The sequence below is a fragment of the Variovorax sp. PBL-H6 genome, from assembly GCF_901827155.1.
Classification (GTDB): Bacteria; Pseudomonadota; Gammaproteobacteria; order Burkholderiales; family Burkholderiaceae_C; genus Variovorax.
In genome coordinates, this window is record NZ_LR594659.1 from 4857229 (window position 1) to 4874556 (window position 17328).

General features: G+C 69.6%; 14 protein-coding genes. 5 read left to right on the forward strand and 9 right to left on the reverse strand.

Annotation, left to right across the window (positions count from 1 at the left end):
• A complete protein-coding gene (locus G3W89_RS23015; RefSeq protein ID WP_162576336.1) occupies positions 1-1023 on the reverse strand; it encodes a DUF2272 domain-containing protein in 1023 nt (340 codons plus the stop codon).
• A gap of 257 nt (positions 1024-1280) precedes the next feature.
• The gene (locus G3W89_RS23020) at positions 1281-2594 is read right to left on the reverse strand and encodes an amino acid deaminase (protein ID WP_162576337.1); all 1314 of its coding nucleotides are present in this window, start codon (positions 2592-2594) and stop codon (positions 1281-1283) included.
• Positions 2595-2840: 246 nt separating this feature from the next.
• Here G3W89_RS23020 and G3W89_RS23030 point away from each other — a divergent pair, with 246 nt between their 5' ends.
• Positions 2841-3680, forward strand: a complete 840-nt coding sequence (locus G3W89_RS23030; RefSeq protein ID WP_232076697.1) for a peptidoglycan DD-metalloendopeptidase family protein — start codon at positions 2841-2843, stop codon at positions 3678-3680.
• Between the two features lie 136 nt (positions 3681-3816).
• On the opposite strand, the gene G3W89_RS23035 is transcribed toward G3W89_RS23030, so the two are convergent.
• The 4 genes from G3W89_RS23035 to G3W89_RS23050 form a co-directional block, all read right to left on the reverse strand.
• The gene (locus G3W89_RS23035; protein WP_162576339.1) at positions 3817-5154 is read right to left on the reverse strand and encodes a type II toxin-antitoxin system HipA family toxin; all 1338 of its coding nucleotides are present in this window, start codon (positions 5152-5154) and stop codon (positions 3817-3819) included.
• Between the two features lie 3 nt (positions 5155-5157).
• Entirely contained in the window at positions 5158-5400 is a 243-nt protein-coding gene (locus tag G3W89_RS23040) for a helix-turn-helix domain-containing protein (RefSeq protein ID WP_162577614.1), read from the reverse strand.
• A gap of 129 nt (positions 5401-5529) precedes the next feature.
• Complete coding sequence (lolD, locus tag G3W89_RS23045) at positions 5530-6282, reverse strand: lipoprotein-releasing ABC transporter ATP-binding protein LolD (RefSeq protein WP_162576340.1); 753 nt, start codon at positions 6280-6282, stop codon at positions 5530-5532.
• Positions 6275-7531: a lipoprotein-releasing ABC transporter permease subunit gene (locus tag G3W89_RS23050; protein ID WP_162576341.1), complete on the reverse strand. Its 1257-nt coding sequence runs from the start codon at positions 7529-7531 to the stop codon at positions 6275-6277. The genes lolD and G3W89_RS23050 overlap by 8 nt, the downstream gene beginning before the upstream one ends.
• Before the next feature lie 35 nt (positions 7532-7566).
• Between G3W89_RS23050 and G3W89_RS23055 the strand changes: the two genes are divergently transcribed.
• From G3W89_RS23055 to G3W89_RS23070, 4 genes are all read left to right on the forward strand, one after another.
• Positions 7567-8535 (forward strand): hypothetical protein, encoded by a 969-nt coding sequence (locus G3W89_RS23055; RefSeq protein WP_162576342.1) that lies wholly within the window; start codon positions 7567-7569, stop codon positions 8533-8535.
• The gene (gene recJ / locus G3W89_RS23060) at positions 8535-10253 is read left to right on the forward strand and encodes a single-stranded-DNA-specific exonuclease RecJ (protein WP_162576343.1); all 1719 of its coding nucleotides are present in this window, start codon (positions 8535-8537) and stop codon (positions 10251-10253) included. Before G3W89_RS23055 ends, recJ begins: the two co-directional genes overlap by 1 nt.
• The gene (locus G3W89_RS23065; RefSeq protein WP_162576344.1) at positions 10250-11128 is read left to right on the forward strand and encodes an NUDIX hydrolase; all 879 of its coding nucleotides are present in this window, start codon (positions 10250-10252) and stop codon (positions 11126-11128) included. The genes recJ and G3W89_RS23065 overlap by 4 nt, the downstream gene beginning before the upstream one ends.
• A 64-nt stretch (positions 11129-11192) precedes the next feature.
• Positions 11193-11798, forward strand: a complete 606-nt coding sequence (locus tag G3W89_RS23070) for a hypothetical protein (protein WP_162576345.1) — start codon at positions 11193-11195, stop codon at positions 11796-11798.
• A 178-nt stretch (positions 11799-11976) separates the two neighbouring features.
• On the opposite strand, the gene G3W89_RS23075 is transcribed toward G3W89_RS23070, so the two are convergent.
• Genes G3W89_RS23075 through G3W89_RS23085 form a run of 3 tightly spaced genes read right to left on the reverse strand, consistent with a single transcriptional unit; the run spans position 11977 to position 17307 of the window.
• Entirely contained in the window at positions 11977-12645 is a 669-nt protein-coding gene (locus G3W89_RS23075) for a hypothetical protein (protein WP_232076698.1), read from the reverse strand.
• A 49-nt stretch (positions 12646-12694) separates the two neighbouring features.
• Positions 12695-13711 carry a response regulator transcription factor gene (locus G3W89_RS23080; protein WP_162576346.1) on the reverse strand — a complete coding sequence of 339 codons (1017 nt, stop codon included), beginning with the start codon at positions 13709-13711 and terminating at the stop codon, positions 12695-12697.
• Positions 13708-17307, reverse strand: coding sequence for a hybrid sensor histidine kinase/response regulator (locus G3W89_RS23085; protein WP_162576347.1), 3600 nt, complete (start codon positions 17305-17307; stop codon positions 13708-13710). The genes G3W89_RS23080 and G3W89_RS23085 overlap by 4 nt, the downstream gene beginning before the upstream one ends.
• Positions 17308-17328 lie beyond the last annotated feature (21 nt).

Consider the following 17328-nt stretch of genomic DNA (forward strand, 5'->3'; position numbering starts at 1 on the left):
TCAACGCCACTGCAGCAGCAAGGACCAGGGCTGCCGGCTCAGGTGGCGATCGACGCAGCCCGGGGTGCCGGTTCCGCAGCCTCGGTAGCTCGGGTCCAGCGATCGGGTGCCGGGTGCGAAGGCAAGACGCCGCAGTGTGACGGACTGCAGCACGTTGCCGCCGATGGCGTCGAAGCCCGTGGCATCGACGCCCACCACCACGTCGCAATGCATGGGCAATGCGCCTCCGCCGGTACGGCGCGTCGCCAGATTGCGGCCGAGACCCTCGAAGTCGGCGAGCCCTTCATGGTCGCCGCGCGCATGGCAAACCAGGTCGCCGACACGCGGCGGCGTGCGCGCGAGATCGCAGGCGCGCATGGCATAGGTGGTGGGCCGGCCCTGCACCTCGTCGGTGCCGGCCTGCCATGCGGCAGCCGCGTAGTCGGCGTGCGCCTCCGAGAAGACGAACTCCTGCGGCCCGAGCCCGGCCTTGCGTGCGAGCCAGCTCACGAAGGCCGCGGACCAGGGCGTGTCGATCACGGCGACGCGGTCCAGGGCGGTCTGCAGCGCGCGCAGTTCATGCGACGCAAGGCCTTGGTCAGGCCCGACGCCCAGGCCCTGCAAGTGGGCCGCGGTGGCCTGGTTCAGCGCCTGCCGCAGCAGGCCTCGATCGGCCGGACGCCACGCGCCGAACGCCACCTGGGCGGGAAGCCGGCCCTCCCCTGCGTCGACCGCGCGCCAGTAGCCCATGACGCGCTCCCACGGCGCCGGAACAAGCGACGGCCTGCGCAGCGCCTCGGCTTCGGAATAGCCCGCTTCGACGAGCCGGCCTTCGGCATCGAATGCCTGGCCGCCGAAAGCCTCGTGCTCCTGTCGGGCCGCCGCCGCCAGGGCCTGGGCGCGTGGCGGTGGCGCGGACCGGAGTGCCGTGTCCAGGCACAGCGGGCCGGCACGGCCGGCCGCAGAGGACAAGGCCAGCAGCGCGACGGCCGCGCTTGCAAGTCCTCGTCGAAGCGTGGGAAGAAAACAGGGCTCGACATGCATGGTGACGGGCACTTTAGCGGGCTGGCCAGCAAGCGCGGTTCACGATCGCCAGGGGGCGCCGCGGAAGATGTCGGCGCCCGAGCGAGCGTAGCTGCCTGTTCCGATCTTGCCTAGCTCGCCAGGCCCGGTGATGGCGCCGGTGAGGGTGGCAGTGAAGGGGCCGGTGTCGACGATGGGATCGACCGTGTCGGTGATGGCGACGGGATATTCCGCCTTGCTTGAGATCGCCCACGCGCAGCAGGCCGCGGTCGGCGCCGTCAGAAATGCATCGACACCGCATCGCTGACGCAGTAGTCCTCCTCCACGATCGGCATCCAGTGCCACTTGTCGAAGGTAGTGCAGGGATGCGAGATGCCCAGGCCGATGCGCTCGCCGACGATCGGCGCCTGCGGCGAGGCGGCATCGTCCCAGCGCAGGTAGGCGTGCTGGTCGTTCAGGCCGGTGATCTTCCAACCGGCGGGCACGCCTTCGGGCACCAGGCTGCCGCGCGCGGCGCGTGCGATGGGCACGGGCAGCGACAGGTCGAAGGAGATGTCGCGCTTGCCCACCGCGAGGATGGCAAGCCCGGCCTCCGGGCGTGACTGCACCATCGCCCACACTTCCATTGCCGGGCGCAGGCTCCCGCCCTCACCTTGCTCGCAATCGCAACCGAGACGCTGGTCCACTGCACGGAGCATCCGCTTGTAGAAGCCGTGATCGTGGGTGACGTAGCAGCCCGAACGCAGGATGCCGCGCACGCCGCGCTTGAGCGCCGGTTTCAGGCGGCCGGCCACCAGGTCGAAGATGGCCGAGCCGCCGGCCGAGACGATCACCTCGTCGCCATCGAACAGGCCCTGCGCATCGCAATGGCGCGCCACGGCTTCGACACGGTCCATCAGCGCCTTGGCGTATGCGGTGTCGGGGCCGGTCTCGCCGGTCGCGGCAAGGCCCTCGTAGCACTCGATGCCCACCAGGCGCACCGCAGGGCTCCGGTGCAGGGCGATGGCCAGTGCGGTGGCCTCCTCCTGCGTGCGGCAACCGGTGCGTCCACCCTCGACGCCGATCTCCAGCATCACCTCGAAGGGCAGGCTCTCGTGATGGCGCTCGCGCCAGGCTTCGATCAGCGCGAGCTGGGCCAGCGAATCGACCAGGAACACGATCCGCAGGTCCGCGTGTTCGCCCAACAGAAGTTGGATGCCGGCCAGGTCCTCGTCGTTCACCACCTGGTTGGCGATCAGCGTGCGGCGCGCGCCGGCCGCCACGCCGACGGCGAGCTGCGTGACCGTTGCGAAAGTCAGCCCCCACGCGCCGGCATCCAGCTGGCGCCGGAACAGCTGCGGCGACATGGTGGTCTTGCCGTGCGGTGCGAGGTCGATGCCCCACTGTCGCACGCGCGCCTGCATCCAGGCGAGGTTGTGCTCCAGCGCCTCGCGCTTGAGCACGGCCACCGGCAGCGGCAGGTCGCCGGCCAGCACATGCCAGCCGGCCTGGCCGATCTCGCTGCGCCGCATGGGCGGTCGCGTGCGCGGGTAGCCTTTGAAGCGGATGTCGAACAGCGGATCGAGAAGCGCGTCGTCAGTGAGGGTGGTCATGGGATCGGGTCCTTGCGTCGAAGGTGTAGAGCCGCTGGTGGTCATGCTGCATGATGGTGCCATCCAAGTCCGCGGTGGAGGCCATCGGGTCCAGCGTCTGCTTCCGCCAACCTTCCCCAGGAGCTTCCATGCCGCTTGAATACCTCGGCGTCTCGCCCAATGCATCGGACCGCCAGGTCCGCCCCCTCTCGCCGACCGTGCGCGCTGGCGACTTCGTCCATGCCTGCAAGCCGAAGGCCTGAGTCCATGCACCTGAATCGCCGCGATGCCCTGCTGGGCGCACTCGGATCGATGGCCCTGCCGGCAGCCCGCGCGGCCGAGGAAGAGGCCGTGTGGCCCCGCGACTTGCATGTCCCCGGGGGCGTGGCCCGGCTCTCTCTGGGCCCGGCGGCGCGCCGGCCGCAGGCGCGAACCGTGGAAGACGTGCCGTTGCTGGTGGTGGGCGATGTCATCGAATGGCACGCGCTGGTGGGCATTCCCCTCGGCGCGCCACCGGGCGAGGCTCGCATCCGGGCCCTGCGCGAGGAGGGCGGCACCCGCGAGCTGCCCTACGTCGTCGCGCCCAAGCGGTACCGGGAGCAGCAGCTCAAGGTCGCGCCGGGCCAGGTCGACCTCTCGGCCGAAGACATGGCGCGCTACGAGCGCGAGCGCGCGCACCTGCAGGGCGTGATGGCCACCTTCAGCGAGCCCCCGCCCGAAGGCGATCTGCGCATGCAGGTCCCGGTGCCGGGGCGGCGTTCCAGTTCCTTCGGCCTGCGGCGCGTGTTCAATGGCGAGAAGCGCAATCCGCACAGCGGCATGGACATTGCGGCGGCCACGGGCACGCCGGTGAAGGCGCCGATGGCGGGGCGCGTGATCGACACCGGCGACTACTTCTTCAACGGCGGCACCGTCTGGCTCGATCATGGCGGCGGGCTGCTCACGATGTACTGCCATCTGAGCGCGATGGATGTGAAGGCGGGGGAAGTGGTGAAGGCTGGTGAGCGCTTCTGTGCGGTGGGAGCTACAGGCCGCGTGACGGGCCCGCACCTGCATTGGTCGGTGATGCTGAACCGGGCGATGGTGGACCCGGGGCTGTTCCTGTAGCTTGAGCTGGACACACCCGATGGGTGATTCAAGACCCAGATGGAAAGAAAGGGAATGCCCAAAATGATCGCCAGGCGCCGCCCCCGCTGACCTCCAGCGAGGCGGCCGAAGCCTGTGCCAACGCCTGCGTTGGTCCCTACTCCCTCGGCATCGCCTCCAGCGCCGCAGCAGACGCGGCGAGCCCCTGCAGAATCGGCTGCCCCACCTTCGCCGGAAAGCCGGCCGGCAGCTGCGCCTCCATGCGGGCGATCACGCCGGGCGTGCTGTCGAGCAAAAAGCCGATGATGTCCTCGGCGTCCGCGCCATAGCCGCACAGGCGCGCGGTGGCATTGAAATGGCGCCTGCGGATGGTCGATCTCCGGTAGTGCTTGTTCTTCCCGATCATGGCCATGGCCAGAGTGGCGTCATGGCGCGAGAACTGATTGGGCCCGGCGCCCTCCACCGGCCAGATCGACATGACGTCATAGAGCGGCGTGAGCCTGAAGCGCCCTTCCGGCAACAGGTGGATGCTGTAGTTCTTGGCGTGGCCGTCGGGTGCAGCAAGCATCCAGAAGACCAGCTGCGCGGCGAGCAGTGTCCGCAGGTCCTCGCGTGCGCTGACGGACTGGCGCAGGATCGCGGCCAGGTTCAGCAGGCCCGGGCCGCCGTCAGCCTCGTACTTCAGATGCGAAGGGATGCCGAGCGCCTGGCAGAAGTCTTCCTGTGGCAAGCGCATGAGCCAGCTTCCCGAGGAGTGCAGTTGCCGGTCGAAGCGCTCGACGGCCAGCACTTTCTGCGCGCCGAAGCCGAGGATGGCGCAGCGGGGAACTGGCAGGCCGTACGCCTGAAGGATGTTGAGGCAGAGCCATTCGTTCTCGACCGAGGTGCTGAAGTCGGCCTGGCGATGCCCGACGAGCCCCAGCGGCAGCTTCAGGATGTGCGTCGTTGGCGTCGCGCCGTGCGGCCGCATCCACTGCTGGTCGTGCCACAGGAGCGCGGTCTTCTCCTGCGCCCCTGCCAGCGAGATTCGCAACACGTCCTCCTCCCCGGGCAGGCCGCCGAGGCGGCCCGGCGTCACGGTCTGGAGAAGCAGGGCCTCGACTTCGGCAGGCGACATCGGCGAGCCTGAGATCTGCCGAAGACCCTCGGGCGCCTCGTCTTCGGCGAGCAATTGAATGGCGCCGACGCAATCGCGTCCGACGGCTCGCAGCAGCGCGAAGGCGTCCGTGGATGCCGTCCCGAAACGCGTGGCGAGGCGCTCGCGGATGGCGCGGCTGTCAGGCAGCAGGTTGTCGAAATAACTGTTGACGACCTGGCCCTTGAGACCGCCCGCCGCCAGCGGAAGCGACAACGACAGGGGACGCCCGGCCGGCGAAGCCATCCAGGCGGGGTCGTAGACGAGCTCCGGCTCCCCACGCGCGGGGATGCGCCACGCTCCGATCCGCTCGCCGTTGGCCCAGATCGACAGGGCCTGCGAATGCGACCTCCGGCCCATCGCTCACCATTCCTGCGCCGGGGGCGCTTCGGATCTCGATTGGACGATGAGCTCCATGCCGAGCAGGCCGAAGAGCGCGAGCAGCTGTTCGAGGCTCACCGATTCCGGGTGGAGCTCCATGTGCGAGATGCGGCTCTGGCTGATGCCCATGCGTCGGGCCAGTTCGGCCTGCGGCAGGCCGGCTGCGCGGCGGCCGGATTTCAGGAGCGGGCCGAGTTGGGACGGTGTGGAGAGGACCTGGCGCATGGCATTGCCCATGAGACGAATAGTCCGCATCTTACCCATGCCACGGGTAAATGCAAAATACTCGTTAAACTGGTAAATCCGACTTTACCCACCATATGGGTAAATCGAAAAACACGGCCGCAGCAGCCCCTAACGCCCGTTGTCCAGCCGCCCCGCCGCCAGCCGCAGCACGCGATCGCAACGACTGGCCAGCGCCTCGTCGTGCGTAACCACGACGAACGCGGTGCGGCGCTCGCGCGCCAGCTTCAACATCTGCGCGAACACGCCATCGGCGGTGTTGCGATCGAGGTTGCCGGTGGGCTCGTCGGCCAGCACGCAGTCGGGCTGGGTGACCAATGCGCGGGCGATCGCCACGCGCTGGCGCTCGCCGCCTGAGAGCTCGGCCGGGCGATGATGGAGTCGCTCGGCCAGTCCCACGGCCGCCAGCATCGCAGCGGCAGCCTCCGCCGCCTGCTGAGGCGGCGTGCGGCGGATCTTCAGCGGCATTGCAACGTTGTCCAGCGCGCTGAACTCCGGCAGCAGATGGTGGAACTGGTAGACAAAGCCCAGGTGCGCGTTGCGCAACCGGCCCTGCTCGGCCGCGTCCGCATGCGCAATGTTCTTGCCGTGCAGTTCCACGGTGCCGGCGGTGGGCGCATCGAGCCCGCCCATCAGGTGCAACAGCGTGCTCTTGCCGGAGCCCGAGGCGCCGACGATCGCCAGCGTCTCGCCGGCGCGCACGTCGAGGTCGACCCCGTGCAGCACCGTGAGGTCGATGCGCCCTTCATGAAAACGCTTGGTCAGTCCCCTCACCTGCAGCACGACCGGGCGCTGCGAGCCTGCAGCGGCCTCCTCGGCACGCAGCGACGACACGCCGGAGCCGAGCGTTGCGGCTTCATTCATAGCGCAGCGCCTCCGCCGGATTGACGCGGCTCGCGCGCCAGCTCGGATAGAGCGTGGCCACGAAGGACAACGCCAGCGAGATCAGCGCGATCGGCAGGATGTCGCCGCGCTGCGGATCGCTGGGCATCCTGCTGATGAGGTAGATGTCCTGCGGAAGGAAGCGCGCGTTGAAGAGCCGCTCCAGCGCCGGCACGATCACATCGATGTTGTAGGCGATGCCAAGGCCCAGCAGCAGTCCGGCAAGCGTGCCGATCACGCCCACCATGGCGCCCTGCACCACGAAGATGCTCATGATGCTTTTCGGACTCGAGCCCAGCGTGCGCAGGATGGCGATGTCGGCGCGCTTGTCGGTCACCGTCATCACCAGCGTGGACACCAGGTTGAAGGCCGCGACCGCGACGATCAGCGTGAGGATGATGAACATCATCCGCTTCTCCACCTGCACCGCGGCGAACCAGGTCCTGTTCTGGCGCGTCCAGTCGCGGATCAGGAACTCGCCGGGCAGCGTGACGGCCAGCTCGTCTGCCACCTCGCGCGCACGGTGCAGGTCCTTGAGCTTCAGGCGCAGGCCGCTCGGCCCTTCGAGCCGGAACACGCGCGCAGCGTCCTGCTCGTGGATCATGGCGAGCGCCGAGTCGTACTCGTAATGCCCCGAATCGAAAGTGCCGACCACCGTGAATTGCTTCAATCGCGGCACCACGCCGGCCGGCGTGACCTGCCCGCCAGGCGCGATGAGCGTCACCCGGTCGCCCACCTGCACGAAGAGCGAGCGGGCCAGTTCGACGCCGAGCACGATGCCGAACTCGCCCGGCACCAGCTTGTCCAGCGCGCCCTTCTGGGCGGTGGTGGAGATGTCGGTCACCTGTGGCTCCAGCGACGGCTCGATGCCGCGCACGAGCGTGCCCTTCATGTCCTCGCCGCGCGCGATCAGCGCCTGGGCGGCGATGAAGGGCGCGACACCGATGACGTTGGGATTCTTGCGCGCGGCCTCGGCGATGGCGTCGATGTCCGCCAGTGCCTGGCCGTCGCGCGAGAAGATCTCGATGTGCGAGATCACGCCGAGCATCCGATCGGTCACCTCCTTCTGGAAGCCGTTCATCACCGAGAGCACGATGATCAGCGCCGCCACCCCCAGCGCGATGCCGAGCATGGAGACGCCGGATATGAAGGAAATGAAGCCGTTGCGCCGCGTGGCCCGGCCCGCGCGCGTATAGCGCCAGCCGAGTTGCAGTTCATAGGGGAGAGGCATAGAAGTGGAATTGTGGCATCCCGGACAATAGGCCCATGCCCGCGCCGCCCTCTGCCTCCCATCTGCTCATTCCTTTCGCCGGCCGCGGCACGCCGACTTGCCGGGAGGCGACAGGCAGCCTGCGGCTGCCCAGGCTGGAAAGCCTGCTCTCCCGTCTCGCGCTCGTGCACGAAGACCTGCAGGACGAAAGCACCCTCTCCCCTCCGCACGAACGTGCCCTGGCCGCGGCGCTCGGCATCTCGGCGCCTGACGGGCAGATCCCCTGGGCCGCGCTGGAGGCACGGCGCGCCGGCCTCGACGGCGCCGGCGAGGACGGCAGCTGGGGCATCGCCACCCTGTGCCACTGGCAGGTGGGCATCGACGACGTGGTGCTGGGCGATCCGGGCGCGATTCGCATCGACGCGGCCGAGTCGGAAGCCCTGCTGGAAATCGCCAGGCCCTACTTCGAGGAGGACGGCATCGCGCTGCATGCTTCGGCCACGCCACACCGCTGGCTGGCGCGGGGCCGCATGTTCGACAGCCTGGCGACCGCATCGATCGACCGTGCGGTCGGGCACCCCATCGCGCAATGGTCGCCGCTGTCCGACGGCGCCCGTCCGCTGCGCCGGCTCCAGAACGAGATGCAGATGCTGCTCTACACCGAGCGCGTCAACGACGAGCGCACCGCGCGCGGCGAGCCACCGATCAATTCCTTCTGGCTCAGCGGCACGGGGCGGCTGCCATCCGATGCCGCGCTGCCGGAGACGGAGCCGCGGGTGGCCGATGGACTGCGCGAGGCGGCCTTGCGCGACGACGGCGCGGCCTGGGCACAGGCCTGGGCCGTGCTGGACGAGGGGCCTGTCGCCGAACTGCTGGCGGCCTACAACGCAGGCGCCGAGGTCACGCTCACCCTGTGCGGCGACCGCAATGCGCAGCGCTTCGGCGTGCAGCAGCGCGGGCTGGCGCGCTGGGCCCGATCCCTGTTCCAGCGTGCCAGCGCGCCGGCGGTGCTGGAGGCGCTGTGATGAAGATCGTGACCCGTTCCATCCCGCCGCGCAGTGCCTGGGCACTGGAGCAGGCCGGCGTTCATCCGTTGCTGGCGCGGCTCTATGCCGCCCGCGGCGTGCAGACCCGTGAAGAGCTCGACGACGGCCTGGCCCGCCTGCTCGCGCCCGATGGCTTGCACGGCGCGCGCGAGGCCGCCGTGTTGCTGGCCGACGCGATCCGCGACGACAAGCGCCTGTGCATCGTCGCCGACTACGACTGCGACGGCGCCACGGCCTGCGCCGTGGCCCTGCGCGGTCTGCGGCTGCTGGGCGCGCGGCACGTGAGCTACCTGGTGCCCGACCGGGTGATCGACGGCTACGGCCTGACGCCCCCGATCGCCGAGCGCGTGGCCGAGACCGGCGCCGACGTGCTGATCACCGTCGACAACGGCATCGCCAGCGTCGAGGGCGTGGCCGCCGCCAAGGCGCGCGGCCTCACGGTGCTGGTGACCGACCACCATCTGCCCGGCCCGGCCTTGCCCGCGGCCGATGTGCTCGTGAATCCCAACCAGCCCGCCTGCGGCTTCGACAGCAAGAGCATCGCGGGCGTCGGCGTGATGTTCTACGTGCTGCTGGCGCTGCGTTCGGAGCTGCGGGCGCGTGCCGTGTTCGATTTGGCCAGCCAACCGAAGCTGGATGCCCTGCTGCCGCTGGTCGCCCTCGGCACCGTGGCCGACGTAGTGAGGCTGGATTCGAACAATCGACGTCTCGTCGCCCAGGGCCTGCGCCGCATCCGCGCCGGCGCCATGCCCGCCGGGCTGGCCGCCCTCTTCAAGGCCGCCGGCCGCAATGCAGCGGCGGCGACCACCTTCGACTTCGGCTTTGCGCTGGGCCCGCGCATCAATGCGGCCGGGCGGCTGGCCGACATGACGCTGGGCATCGAGTGCCTGACGACCGACGACAGCGCCCGCGCGGAGGAACTGGCGCGCCTGCTCGACGGCATCAACCGCGAGCGGCGCGACATCGAGGGCGGCATGCGCGAACAGGCGCTGCTGATGGCCGAGTCGCTGTTCGACCAGGGCGGCAGCGAGACGCCCCCTGCCGCGATCAGCGTCTTCGATGCCCAGTTCCACGAAGGCGTGGTCGGCATCGTCGCCTCGCGCATCAAGGACCGCTACCACCGCCCCACCTTCGTCTTTGCCGCCAGCGGCGCGCCAGGCAAGGAACGCGAGCTCAAGGGCTCGGGCCGCTCGATCCCGGGCTTCCACCTGCGCGACGCGCTGGACCTGGTGGCCAAGCGGCACCCCGGCGTGCTGCTGCGCTTCGGCGGCCATGCGATGGCGGCAGGCTGCACAGTGGCCCACGAACACTTCGAGACCTTCGAGCGCGCGCTGGCGCAGGTCGCCGCCGAGTGGCTCGATGCGGCCGCCCTGATGCGCCGCCTGGACACCGACGGCCCGCTCGCGCCCGAGTACCTGCGCGTGGACCTGGTCGACACGCTGCATCGCGAGGTCTGGGGCCAGGGCTTCGCCCCACCCACCTTCAGCGAGGAGGTGGAGGTCATCTCGCAGCGGCTGGTGGGCGAGAAGCATCTCGCGCTCAAGCTGCGGCACAAGGGCCAGCCGGTGGACGGCATCTGGTTCGGCCACACCGAGCCGTTGCCTGCGCGCGTCGTGATCGCGTTCCGGCTGGATGCGGACGAATGGCAAGGCGTGCGGCGCGTACGCTTTCTGGTGGAAGGTGCGGAAACCCCATGAACACTGCTGAAACCGAAATCCCGATCCCCATTCGACCCGCCGCCACCGTGCTCATCTGTCGCGATGGCGCGGCCGGGCCCGAGGTGCTGATGATGCAGCGGCATGCACTGTCGGACGTGCACGGCGGCTCCTACGTGTTCCCCGGCGGCAAGGTGGATGCGTCGGATGCGCGGCTCGACCCGGCGACCCATCTCGACGACCGGCCCGAGCGCCTGCAGGCGCTGCTCGCAGATCCGGACATCGACGCCGCCACCGCAGCGGCGATCCACGTCGCCGCCGTGCGCGAAGTCTTCGAGGAATGCGGGCTGCTGCTCGCCGCGGGAATCGACCGCGCAGGCGCACTGCAAGCCGCCGCACTGAGCGCGCAGGCCATGCCCTTCAACGACATGCTCGGTCGCCTCGGGCTGCGGGTGGCCACGCGTGCCATGCGGCCCTGGTCGCGCTGGATCACGCCGATGCAGCCCCTGCATGCGCCGGGCAAGCGCTTCGACACGCATTTCTTCGTCGCCCGCGCGCCCGCCGGCCAGGAGCCGCTGCATGACGCGCACGAAGCCGTGCTCTGCGCCTGGCTGCGTCCGCGCGAGGCGCTCGAGCGCTACTGGCGCGGCGAGATCGCGCTGGCGGCGCCGCAGATCATGAGCCTCGCCCATCTGGGCCGCCATGCCAGCGTCGACTCGTTGATGGCCGAGGCCGAAGGCCGCGCCCCCTGCCTGGTGCGCCCGCTGACCTTCGACATCGACGGCCACCGCGCCGCCGCCTATCCCGGAGACCCGCTGCACCCGGAACGCGCGCGCGTGATGCCGGGGCCACTGCGCCTGGTGCTGCGCGGCAAGCGGCTGGAGCCGCCCGGCGGCTTCGACGCCCTGTGGCAATAGGCCGCGGCCTCGCTCACTAACCGACATTCGCCTGCTGCCTCGATTCGCCGCCCGGATACATCTCATGGAATTCCTCACCCTGGCAGCCGTGCTCCTGCTGGCCATCCACTTGCTGAAGACCCGCGAGCAAAAGAAGCGAATCCAGCTGCTCGCCAGCCATCTCGGCCGCTACCAGATCGAGAAGTTGATGGAAACCCTGACCGAAGGCTACCTGCGCTGCCTCGGCGAAAACGACCCTGCGCGGCGCGAGCAGATCTGGAAACTGCTCGACACCACCGAGCAGACGCTCGCCGGCCAGTTCCAGCGCTTTGCCGCCGATTTCGCGCGCGTCGACGACGCCGATGCGCGGGTGAGCACGCTGCCGCTGGTCCTCCCCTTCGCCCACCGCCTGTTTCCGGCGTACAGCTTCGACATGCGGCGCGCCCTCGCGATCCACGCCCGCGGCATCGCCGAAGCGGCGGCCAACAGCCTGCAGCGGACACCCCGCGACAAGGCCTACACGATGTCGGCCGAGCTCTTCCTCATGCAGCACACCTGCCACTGGTACTGCCGGTCCAGGGCAGTCGCTTCGGCCCGCATGCTGGCGCGGCACAAGACGCCCCATGCGCAGCTGGTCGACTCGGTGGCACCGGCGACGCGGCGGGACTACCGGGCGCTGGTCGGCGGCTGAAGGACCCGAGACAGCGGGGCGCCTCCTCGGCCGTCAATGCGTCCGGGCACGCAGTCCGAGCACTGTGGCCAAGGGCCCGGCCACCGACGGATGGTGCTGTGCCATCAGGCGCGTAGCGCAGCGGCGAGGGGATCTCCACCAGCAGGGCATGCTCGCCCGCTGCAAGCTGTCGGCAGCGTCAGCGCCCGAACTCGTGATTCAGCCCGACCGAGAAGCTGCGCACGCCGCTCGGCCCGGTGCGCGCCGCGCTGAGGTCGATGCTGATCAACGGCGTGATGCTGACGCGTGCCCCGAAGCGCGAGGTCCAGAGGCCGGAGGCGCGGTTGCGCTCAGCGATGAGCGAGACCGTGTCGTTCAGCGCCCACTCGCCCGCCAGCCCGCCGCGGCCGGTGCGTGCGCCGCTGCCGGTGGCCCAGTCGGCGCCCAGGTTGGCATGGACCATCAGGCTCTCGGTGGCGCGCCATGTCACGGGAACCACGAACTGCCCGCCGTCGCGTCCGCCCCGCCGGGGCTGCTGAGAGATGTAGCCCATCGACACTGCTGCACTCCAGCGGGCTTCGGGTGTCGTTCCGAAGAAGGTCCATTTGAGCTGCGGCCCAAGCACATGGACCGTATCGCCCGGCACAGAGATCCGGTCGATGTTGAGCCCGAGCTCCACCGGCCCGACGCGGCAGGCCGGCCCCAGGTGCCACACCGTGCTGTGCTCGCTGCGCACGCGTGTCCCCCAGAACTCGTACTGGCACTGGCCGGGATCGAGCATGCCTGCATCGTCCACGTCGAAGTGTCCGCCGGCCTGGGCCGATGTTGCAGCGAGGCAAAGGGAGACGGTCCACGCGCGTGCGATCATGGCCGCGGATTCTAGGAGCGAGCCGGTCAGTTCACCCGGGCACAGACCCTCACAGCTCGAACTGCGGCTGCAGCTCGCGGATGCGCTTGATCGCCACGCCGGCGGCTGCCGTGCGGGTCTCGACGCCAAGCTTCACGTAGACGCGTTCCAGGTGCTTCTTGGCGGTCGCCGGGCTGCTTCCGAGGATTTCGCCGATGTCGCGGTTGGTCTTGCCCTTGACCACCCAATAGAGCACCTCGGCCTCGCGTGCCGTGAGCTTCAGGCTGAGGCTCATGGCCTCGATCACCGCCGAACCGGAGACCTCGCGCATGATGATCAGCCAGTCGTCGCCCGTCTCGTCCTGCCCGGTCTGTTGGTGCAGGCGCAGGTTGAGCGTGGCAGCGCCGTGCGCAATGGCGAGAACGGGCGGCTCGATCTGGTGCTGGCGCGCATCCGGCAGGTGCCGGTGCAGCCACTCCAGCACCATCGGCGGCGTCGCGGGCGCGCTGGTGCCGCAGTAGCGCTGCAGCAGCTCGCGCGCCAGTGCGGTCTGCCAGACGAGCCTGCCTTCGGGCATGCGCACGGTGAAGCTGGCGTAGCCGAAGGCATCGAGCGCATTGCGCGCCTGGCCGGCCTGCTGCGCATCCTGCCGCGCGCGGCGCGCGCCCTGAAGATGCACGTTCATCCGCGCCAGCACCTCCTTGGGCTTGATCGGCTTGGTGACGTAGTCGACACCGCCCGCCTCGAGCGCCGCGACGAGGTGCTCGGTCTCGGTGAGACCGGTCATGAAGACGATCGGGATGTGGGCCGTCGCCGCATCGGCCTTGAGCCGGCGCGCGACCTCGAAGCCGTCGATGCCCGGCATCATCGCATCGAGCAGCACGATGTCGGGCCGCGCTTGCGCAGCACGCTGCAGCGCCTGCTCGCCGCTGGTGGCGACCAGCACGGCGTAGCCCGATTCGTCCAGCGCGTCGTGCAGCACGGCGAGGTTGTCGGGCACGTCGTCGACGATCAGCACCAGGTCGCCGGTGCCGGCATCCTCGCGCAGGCTCCTGATCAGCGGCGGCGGGCTCTCTTCCCGGCTCATGGGGTGCTCCCCGCCGCGGCCAACGCGCGGCTCATGGCCTCGAACTGGAACTGGCGCGCCAGCCCGCGTTGCGCGCCAGTCCAGGCCGCGCACTCGGGCTGGGCGGCGTCGATGGCATCGAGCTCGTTCATGATGCCGCGGAAGTAGCCCAGGCTCACTGCATCGCCGAGCACGCGCAGGCGCGCAGCGTCGGGCAGCACCACTGCAGGCCCGGCCGGAGCGGGCTGCGCTGCAGGGGCGCTGTCGGTCCATCGCAGCGCGAGCCGGCGCTCCAGCCACTCGAGCAGTTCGCTGTGGCGCACGGGCTTGACGAAGAAGTCCTCGGGCACGATGCCGACGTCGTTGTCCAGCCGCTTGTCGAACGCGTTGGCCGAGACGATGGCCACCTGCGCATCGGCCAGGCCGACGGCGCGGGCGCGGCGGATGGTTTCCCAGCCGTCGATGCCGGGCATCGCCAGGTCCACGAACATGGCATGCGGATGCCAGCCGGCCGCGACCAGGTCGAGCGCATCATGGCCGCTGGCGGCGGTGCGCAGCTCGAAGCCCAGAGGCGCAAGCAGTTGCACGAGCAGCTCGCGGTCGGCCTCTTCGTTGTCGACCACCAGCAGCCGCCGGCGCGGGCCTTCGTAGCCGCTGCGCTGACGCGGCGTCGCCGCCGCGACGCGCCGGATGCCCGCGCCGCTCGTGTGGTGCACGCGCGGCAGAAAGAGCCGCACCCGGAACAGCGAGCCCGCGCCCGGCGCGCTCTGCACCTTCATCTCGCCGCCCATCAGGTCGATCAGCATCTTCGCGATGGTCAGGCCCAGGCCCGCGCCCGGCGCCGACGGGCCGGCGCTGGCACCACGCGCGAAGGGCTCGAAGATGCGGCCCAGCTCCTCGGCCGACATGCCGGGGCCCGTGTCCTCGACCTCGATGGCCGCGAACTCGCGCGCGTAGCGCAGGCGCAGCGTCACGCGCCCGCTGGCGGTGAACTTGATGGCGTTGCCCAGCAGGTTGATGAGGATCTGCCGCACACGCTTCTCGTCGGCTCGAACCAGCTCGGGCAGATCGCCTTCGGGTTCGAAGTGAAAGGCCAGGCCCTTCTCGGCCGCCTGCAACTCGAACATGTCGGCCAGCTCGACCATCAGGTCGGCGAACTGCATGGGCCGGGCGTGAAGCGTGAGCTTGCCGGCCTCGATGTGGGCGATGTCGAGCGTGCCCTCGATCAGCGACAGCAGGTGCTCGCCGCCACGCTTGATCACCGCCACGGCCTGCCGCCGGTGCGGCGGCACGGCCGCGTCCTCGCCCATGAGCTGCGCGTAGCCGAGGATGCTGTTGAGCGGCGTGCGCAGTTCGTGGCTGATGGCGCTGATGTAGCGGCTCTTGGCCTGGTTGGCCTGGTCTGCTTGCTCGCGGGACTGCTCGGCCGTCTGCTTGGCAGCCTGCAACGCGCGGTCGGTCTCGCGGTGCAGTTCGATCTCGCGCATCAGCAGACGCGTCTGGCGATTCGATTCCTCCTGCGCCACCTTGCGGCTCTGGTGCGCCAGCACCAGCCACCAGGCGACGATGCCGGCGATGAGCATCAGCGCCATGTAGGCCTTGAGGAAGCCGGAGCGCAGCGAAGTGGTGGACTGCGCCATGTCGGCCAGCGCGCGCTCGCCGATGCCACGCAGTTCCTGCTGGTAGAGCACGCCGAACACCGCGGCAAGCAAGGGCACCACGATCAGCATGAGCAGCAGGAAGTGTCCGAGCCCGGTGTCGAGATAGGGCCAGACCCGTCGCGGCAGCAGCCAGCGCAGGGCGCCCGACCATTGCGCCGACAGGCTCGCCATGGGCTTGCACAGGTCGCCGCAACGCGCATCGAGCGTGCAGCACAACGAGCAGATCGCGCCCTGGTAGGCCGGGCAGTGCGCCATGTCCGGGCCCTCGTAGTCGCGCTCGCAGATCACGCAACGCTGCGTGCTCAGGCGCCGATGGCTGCCGACTTCGGATTCGACCCGCGCCCAGCGCACTGCGCGCTGCCCTGTTGCCGGTGCGAAGGGCGCGGCACCGCATTCATCCGACAGCCGCGCGATGTAGTACTTGCCACGCGTGGCCCAGGCGATCAGCGGCGCGGTGGCGAAGGCGGTGCCCAGTGCGATCAGCGCGGAGAAAGCCTGCGCGGTCCGCCCGAAGGCGCCCAGGTGCGCGCTGATGGACAGCACCGAGGCCAGCGCCATCGCGCCCACGCCGACCGGGTTGATGTCCCACAGGTGCGCGCGCTTGAACTCGATGCCCGGCGGCGACAGCCCCAATGGCTTGTTGACCACGAGGTCGGCCACCACGGCCATCATCCAGGCGATCGCGATGTTCGCGTACAGGCCCAGCACATCGCCCAGGGCCTCGAACACGTTCATCTCCATCAGCATGAAGGCGATCAGCGCGTTGAACACCACCCACACCACGCGGCCCGGATGGCTGTGCGTGACACGCGAGAAGAAGTTGCTCCAGGCGAGCGAGCCGGCGTAGGCGTTGGTGACGTTGATCTTGAGCTGCGATATCACCACGAACAATGCCGTGGCCGCCACCGCCCAGCCGTACTGCGGGAACACGTACTCGTAGGCGGCCAGGTACATCTGGTTCGGGTCCACCGCGCGCTCAGGGGGCACCATGTGGCCGATGGCGAGATAGGCCAGCAGCGCCCCGCCCAGCATCTTGAGCACGCCCAACACCACCCAGCCCGGGCCGCCCGCCAGCACGCCGGCCCACCAGCGGCCGCGGTTGGCGGCGGTGCGCACGGGCATGAAGCGCAGGTAGTCGGCCTGCTCGCCCATCTGGGTGATGAGCGCGATGCCGACGGTCAGCGCGGCACCGAAGAGGTGCAAGTCAAACCCGGTCTCGCTCGCCTTGACGCCGTTGTAGTGCGCAATGCCCGCGAACGCACCAGGATCGCGCACCAACACATAGACGAAGGGCACCACCAGCATCACCAGCCAGATGGGCTGGGTCCAGACCTGCAGCCGGCTGATGGCCGAGATGCCGTGCGTCACCAGCGGGATCACCACCAGCGCGCAGACCAGGTAGCCCCAGGCCGCCGGGATGCCCAGCGCGAGTTCCAGCGCGTAGGCCATCACCGCCGCCTCGAGCGCAAAGAAGATGAAGGTGAAGGAGGCGTAGATCAGCGAGGTCAACGTCGAGCCGATGTAGCCGAAGCCCGCGCCACGGGTGAGCAGGTCCATGTCCACGCCGTAGCGCGCGGCATAGACGCTGATCGGCAGGCCGGCGAGGAAGATGATCAGCCCCGTGACCAGGATGGCCCAGGCCGCGTTGACGAAGCCGTACTGCACCAGCAGCGTCGCGCCGACCGCCTCGAGGATCAGGAAGGAGGCGGCGCCACCGAAGGCCGTGCTCGCCACCCGCCATTCGGACATGCGGCGAAAGCGCTGCGGCGTGAAGCGCAGCGCGTAGTCCTCCAGCGTTTCGCGCGCCACCCAGCTGTTGTAGTCGCGCCGGACCTTGACGATGCGCTGCGGCGCGTCGTCGCTGGCGAGCGGGGGAACGGCGGTCGAGTCCACATCGCCGGAGGTGCAGATTCCGTGCCATCGGCACGACTGTTGCAATGCCCCTGGGTTGCCCATAATGACCCGCCACGACGAAGC

Coding starts and splice junctions, on each gene's coding strand:
- G3W89_RS23015 (WP_162576336.1), bottom strand. CDS start 1,023: ATGCATGTCGAGCCCTGTTTTCTTCCCACGCTTCGACGAGGACTTGCA.
- G3W89_RS23020 (WP_162576337.1), bottom strand. CDS start 2,594: ATGACCACCCTCACTGACGACGCGCTTCTCGATCCGCTGTTCGACATC.
- G3W89_RS23030 (WP_232076697.1), top strand. CDS start 2,841: ATGCACCTGAATCGCCGCGATGCCCTGCTGGGCGCACTCGGATCGATG.
- G3W89_RS23035 (WP_162576339.1), bottom strand. CDS start 5,154: ATGGGCCGGAGGTCGCATTCGCAGGCCCTGTCGATCTGGGCCAACGGC.
- G3W89_RS23040 (WP_162577614.1), bottom strand. CDS start 5,400: ATGCGCCAGGTCCTCTCCACACCGTCCCAACTCGGCCCGCTCCTGAAA.
- lolD (WP_162576340.1), bottom strand. CDS start 6,282: ATGAATGAAGCCGCAACGCTCGGCTCCGGCGTGTCGTCGCTGCGTGCC.
- G3W89_RS23050 (WP_162576341.1), bottom strand. CDS start 7,531: ATGCCTCTCCCCTATGAACTGCAACTCGGCTGGCGCTATACGCGCGCG.
- G3W89_RS23055 (WP_162576342.1), top strand. CDS start 7,567: ATGCCCGCGCCGCCCTCTGCCTCCCATCTGCTCATTCCTTTCGCCGGC.
- recJ (WP_162576343.1), top strand. CDS start 8,535: ATGAAGATCGTGACCCGTTCCATCCCGCCGCGCAGTGCCTGGGCACTG.
- G3W89_RS23065 (WP_162576344.1), top strand. CDS start 10,250: ATGAACACTGCTGAAACCGAAATCCCGATCCCCATTCGACCCGCCGCC.
- G3W89_RS23070 (WP_162576345.1), top strand. CDS start 11,193: ATGGAATTCCTCACCCTGGCAGCCGTGCTCCTGCTGGCCATCCACTTG.
- G3W89_RS23075 (WP_232076698.1), bottom strand. CDS start 12,645: ATGATCGCACGCGCGTGGACCGTCTCCCTTTGCCTCGCTGCAACATCG.
- G3W89_RS23080 (WP_162576346.1), bottom strand. CDS start 13,711: ATGAGCCGGGAAGAGAGCCCGCCGCCGCTGATCAGGAGCCTGCGCGAG.
- G3W89_RS23085 (WP_162576347.1), bottom strand. CDS start 17,307: ATGGGCAACCCAGGGGCATTGCAACAGTCGTGCCGATGGCACGGAATC.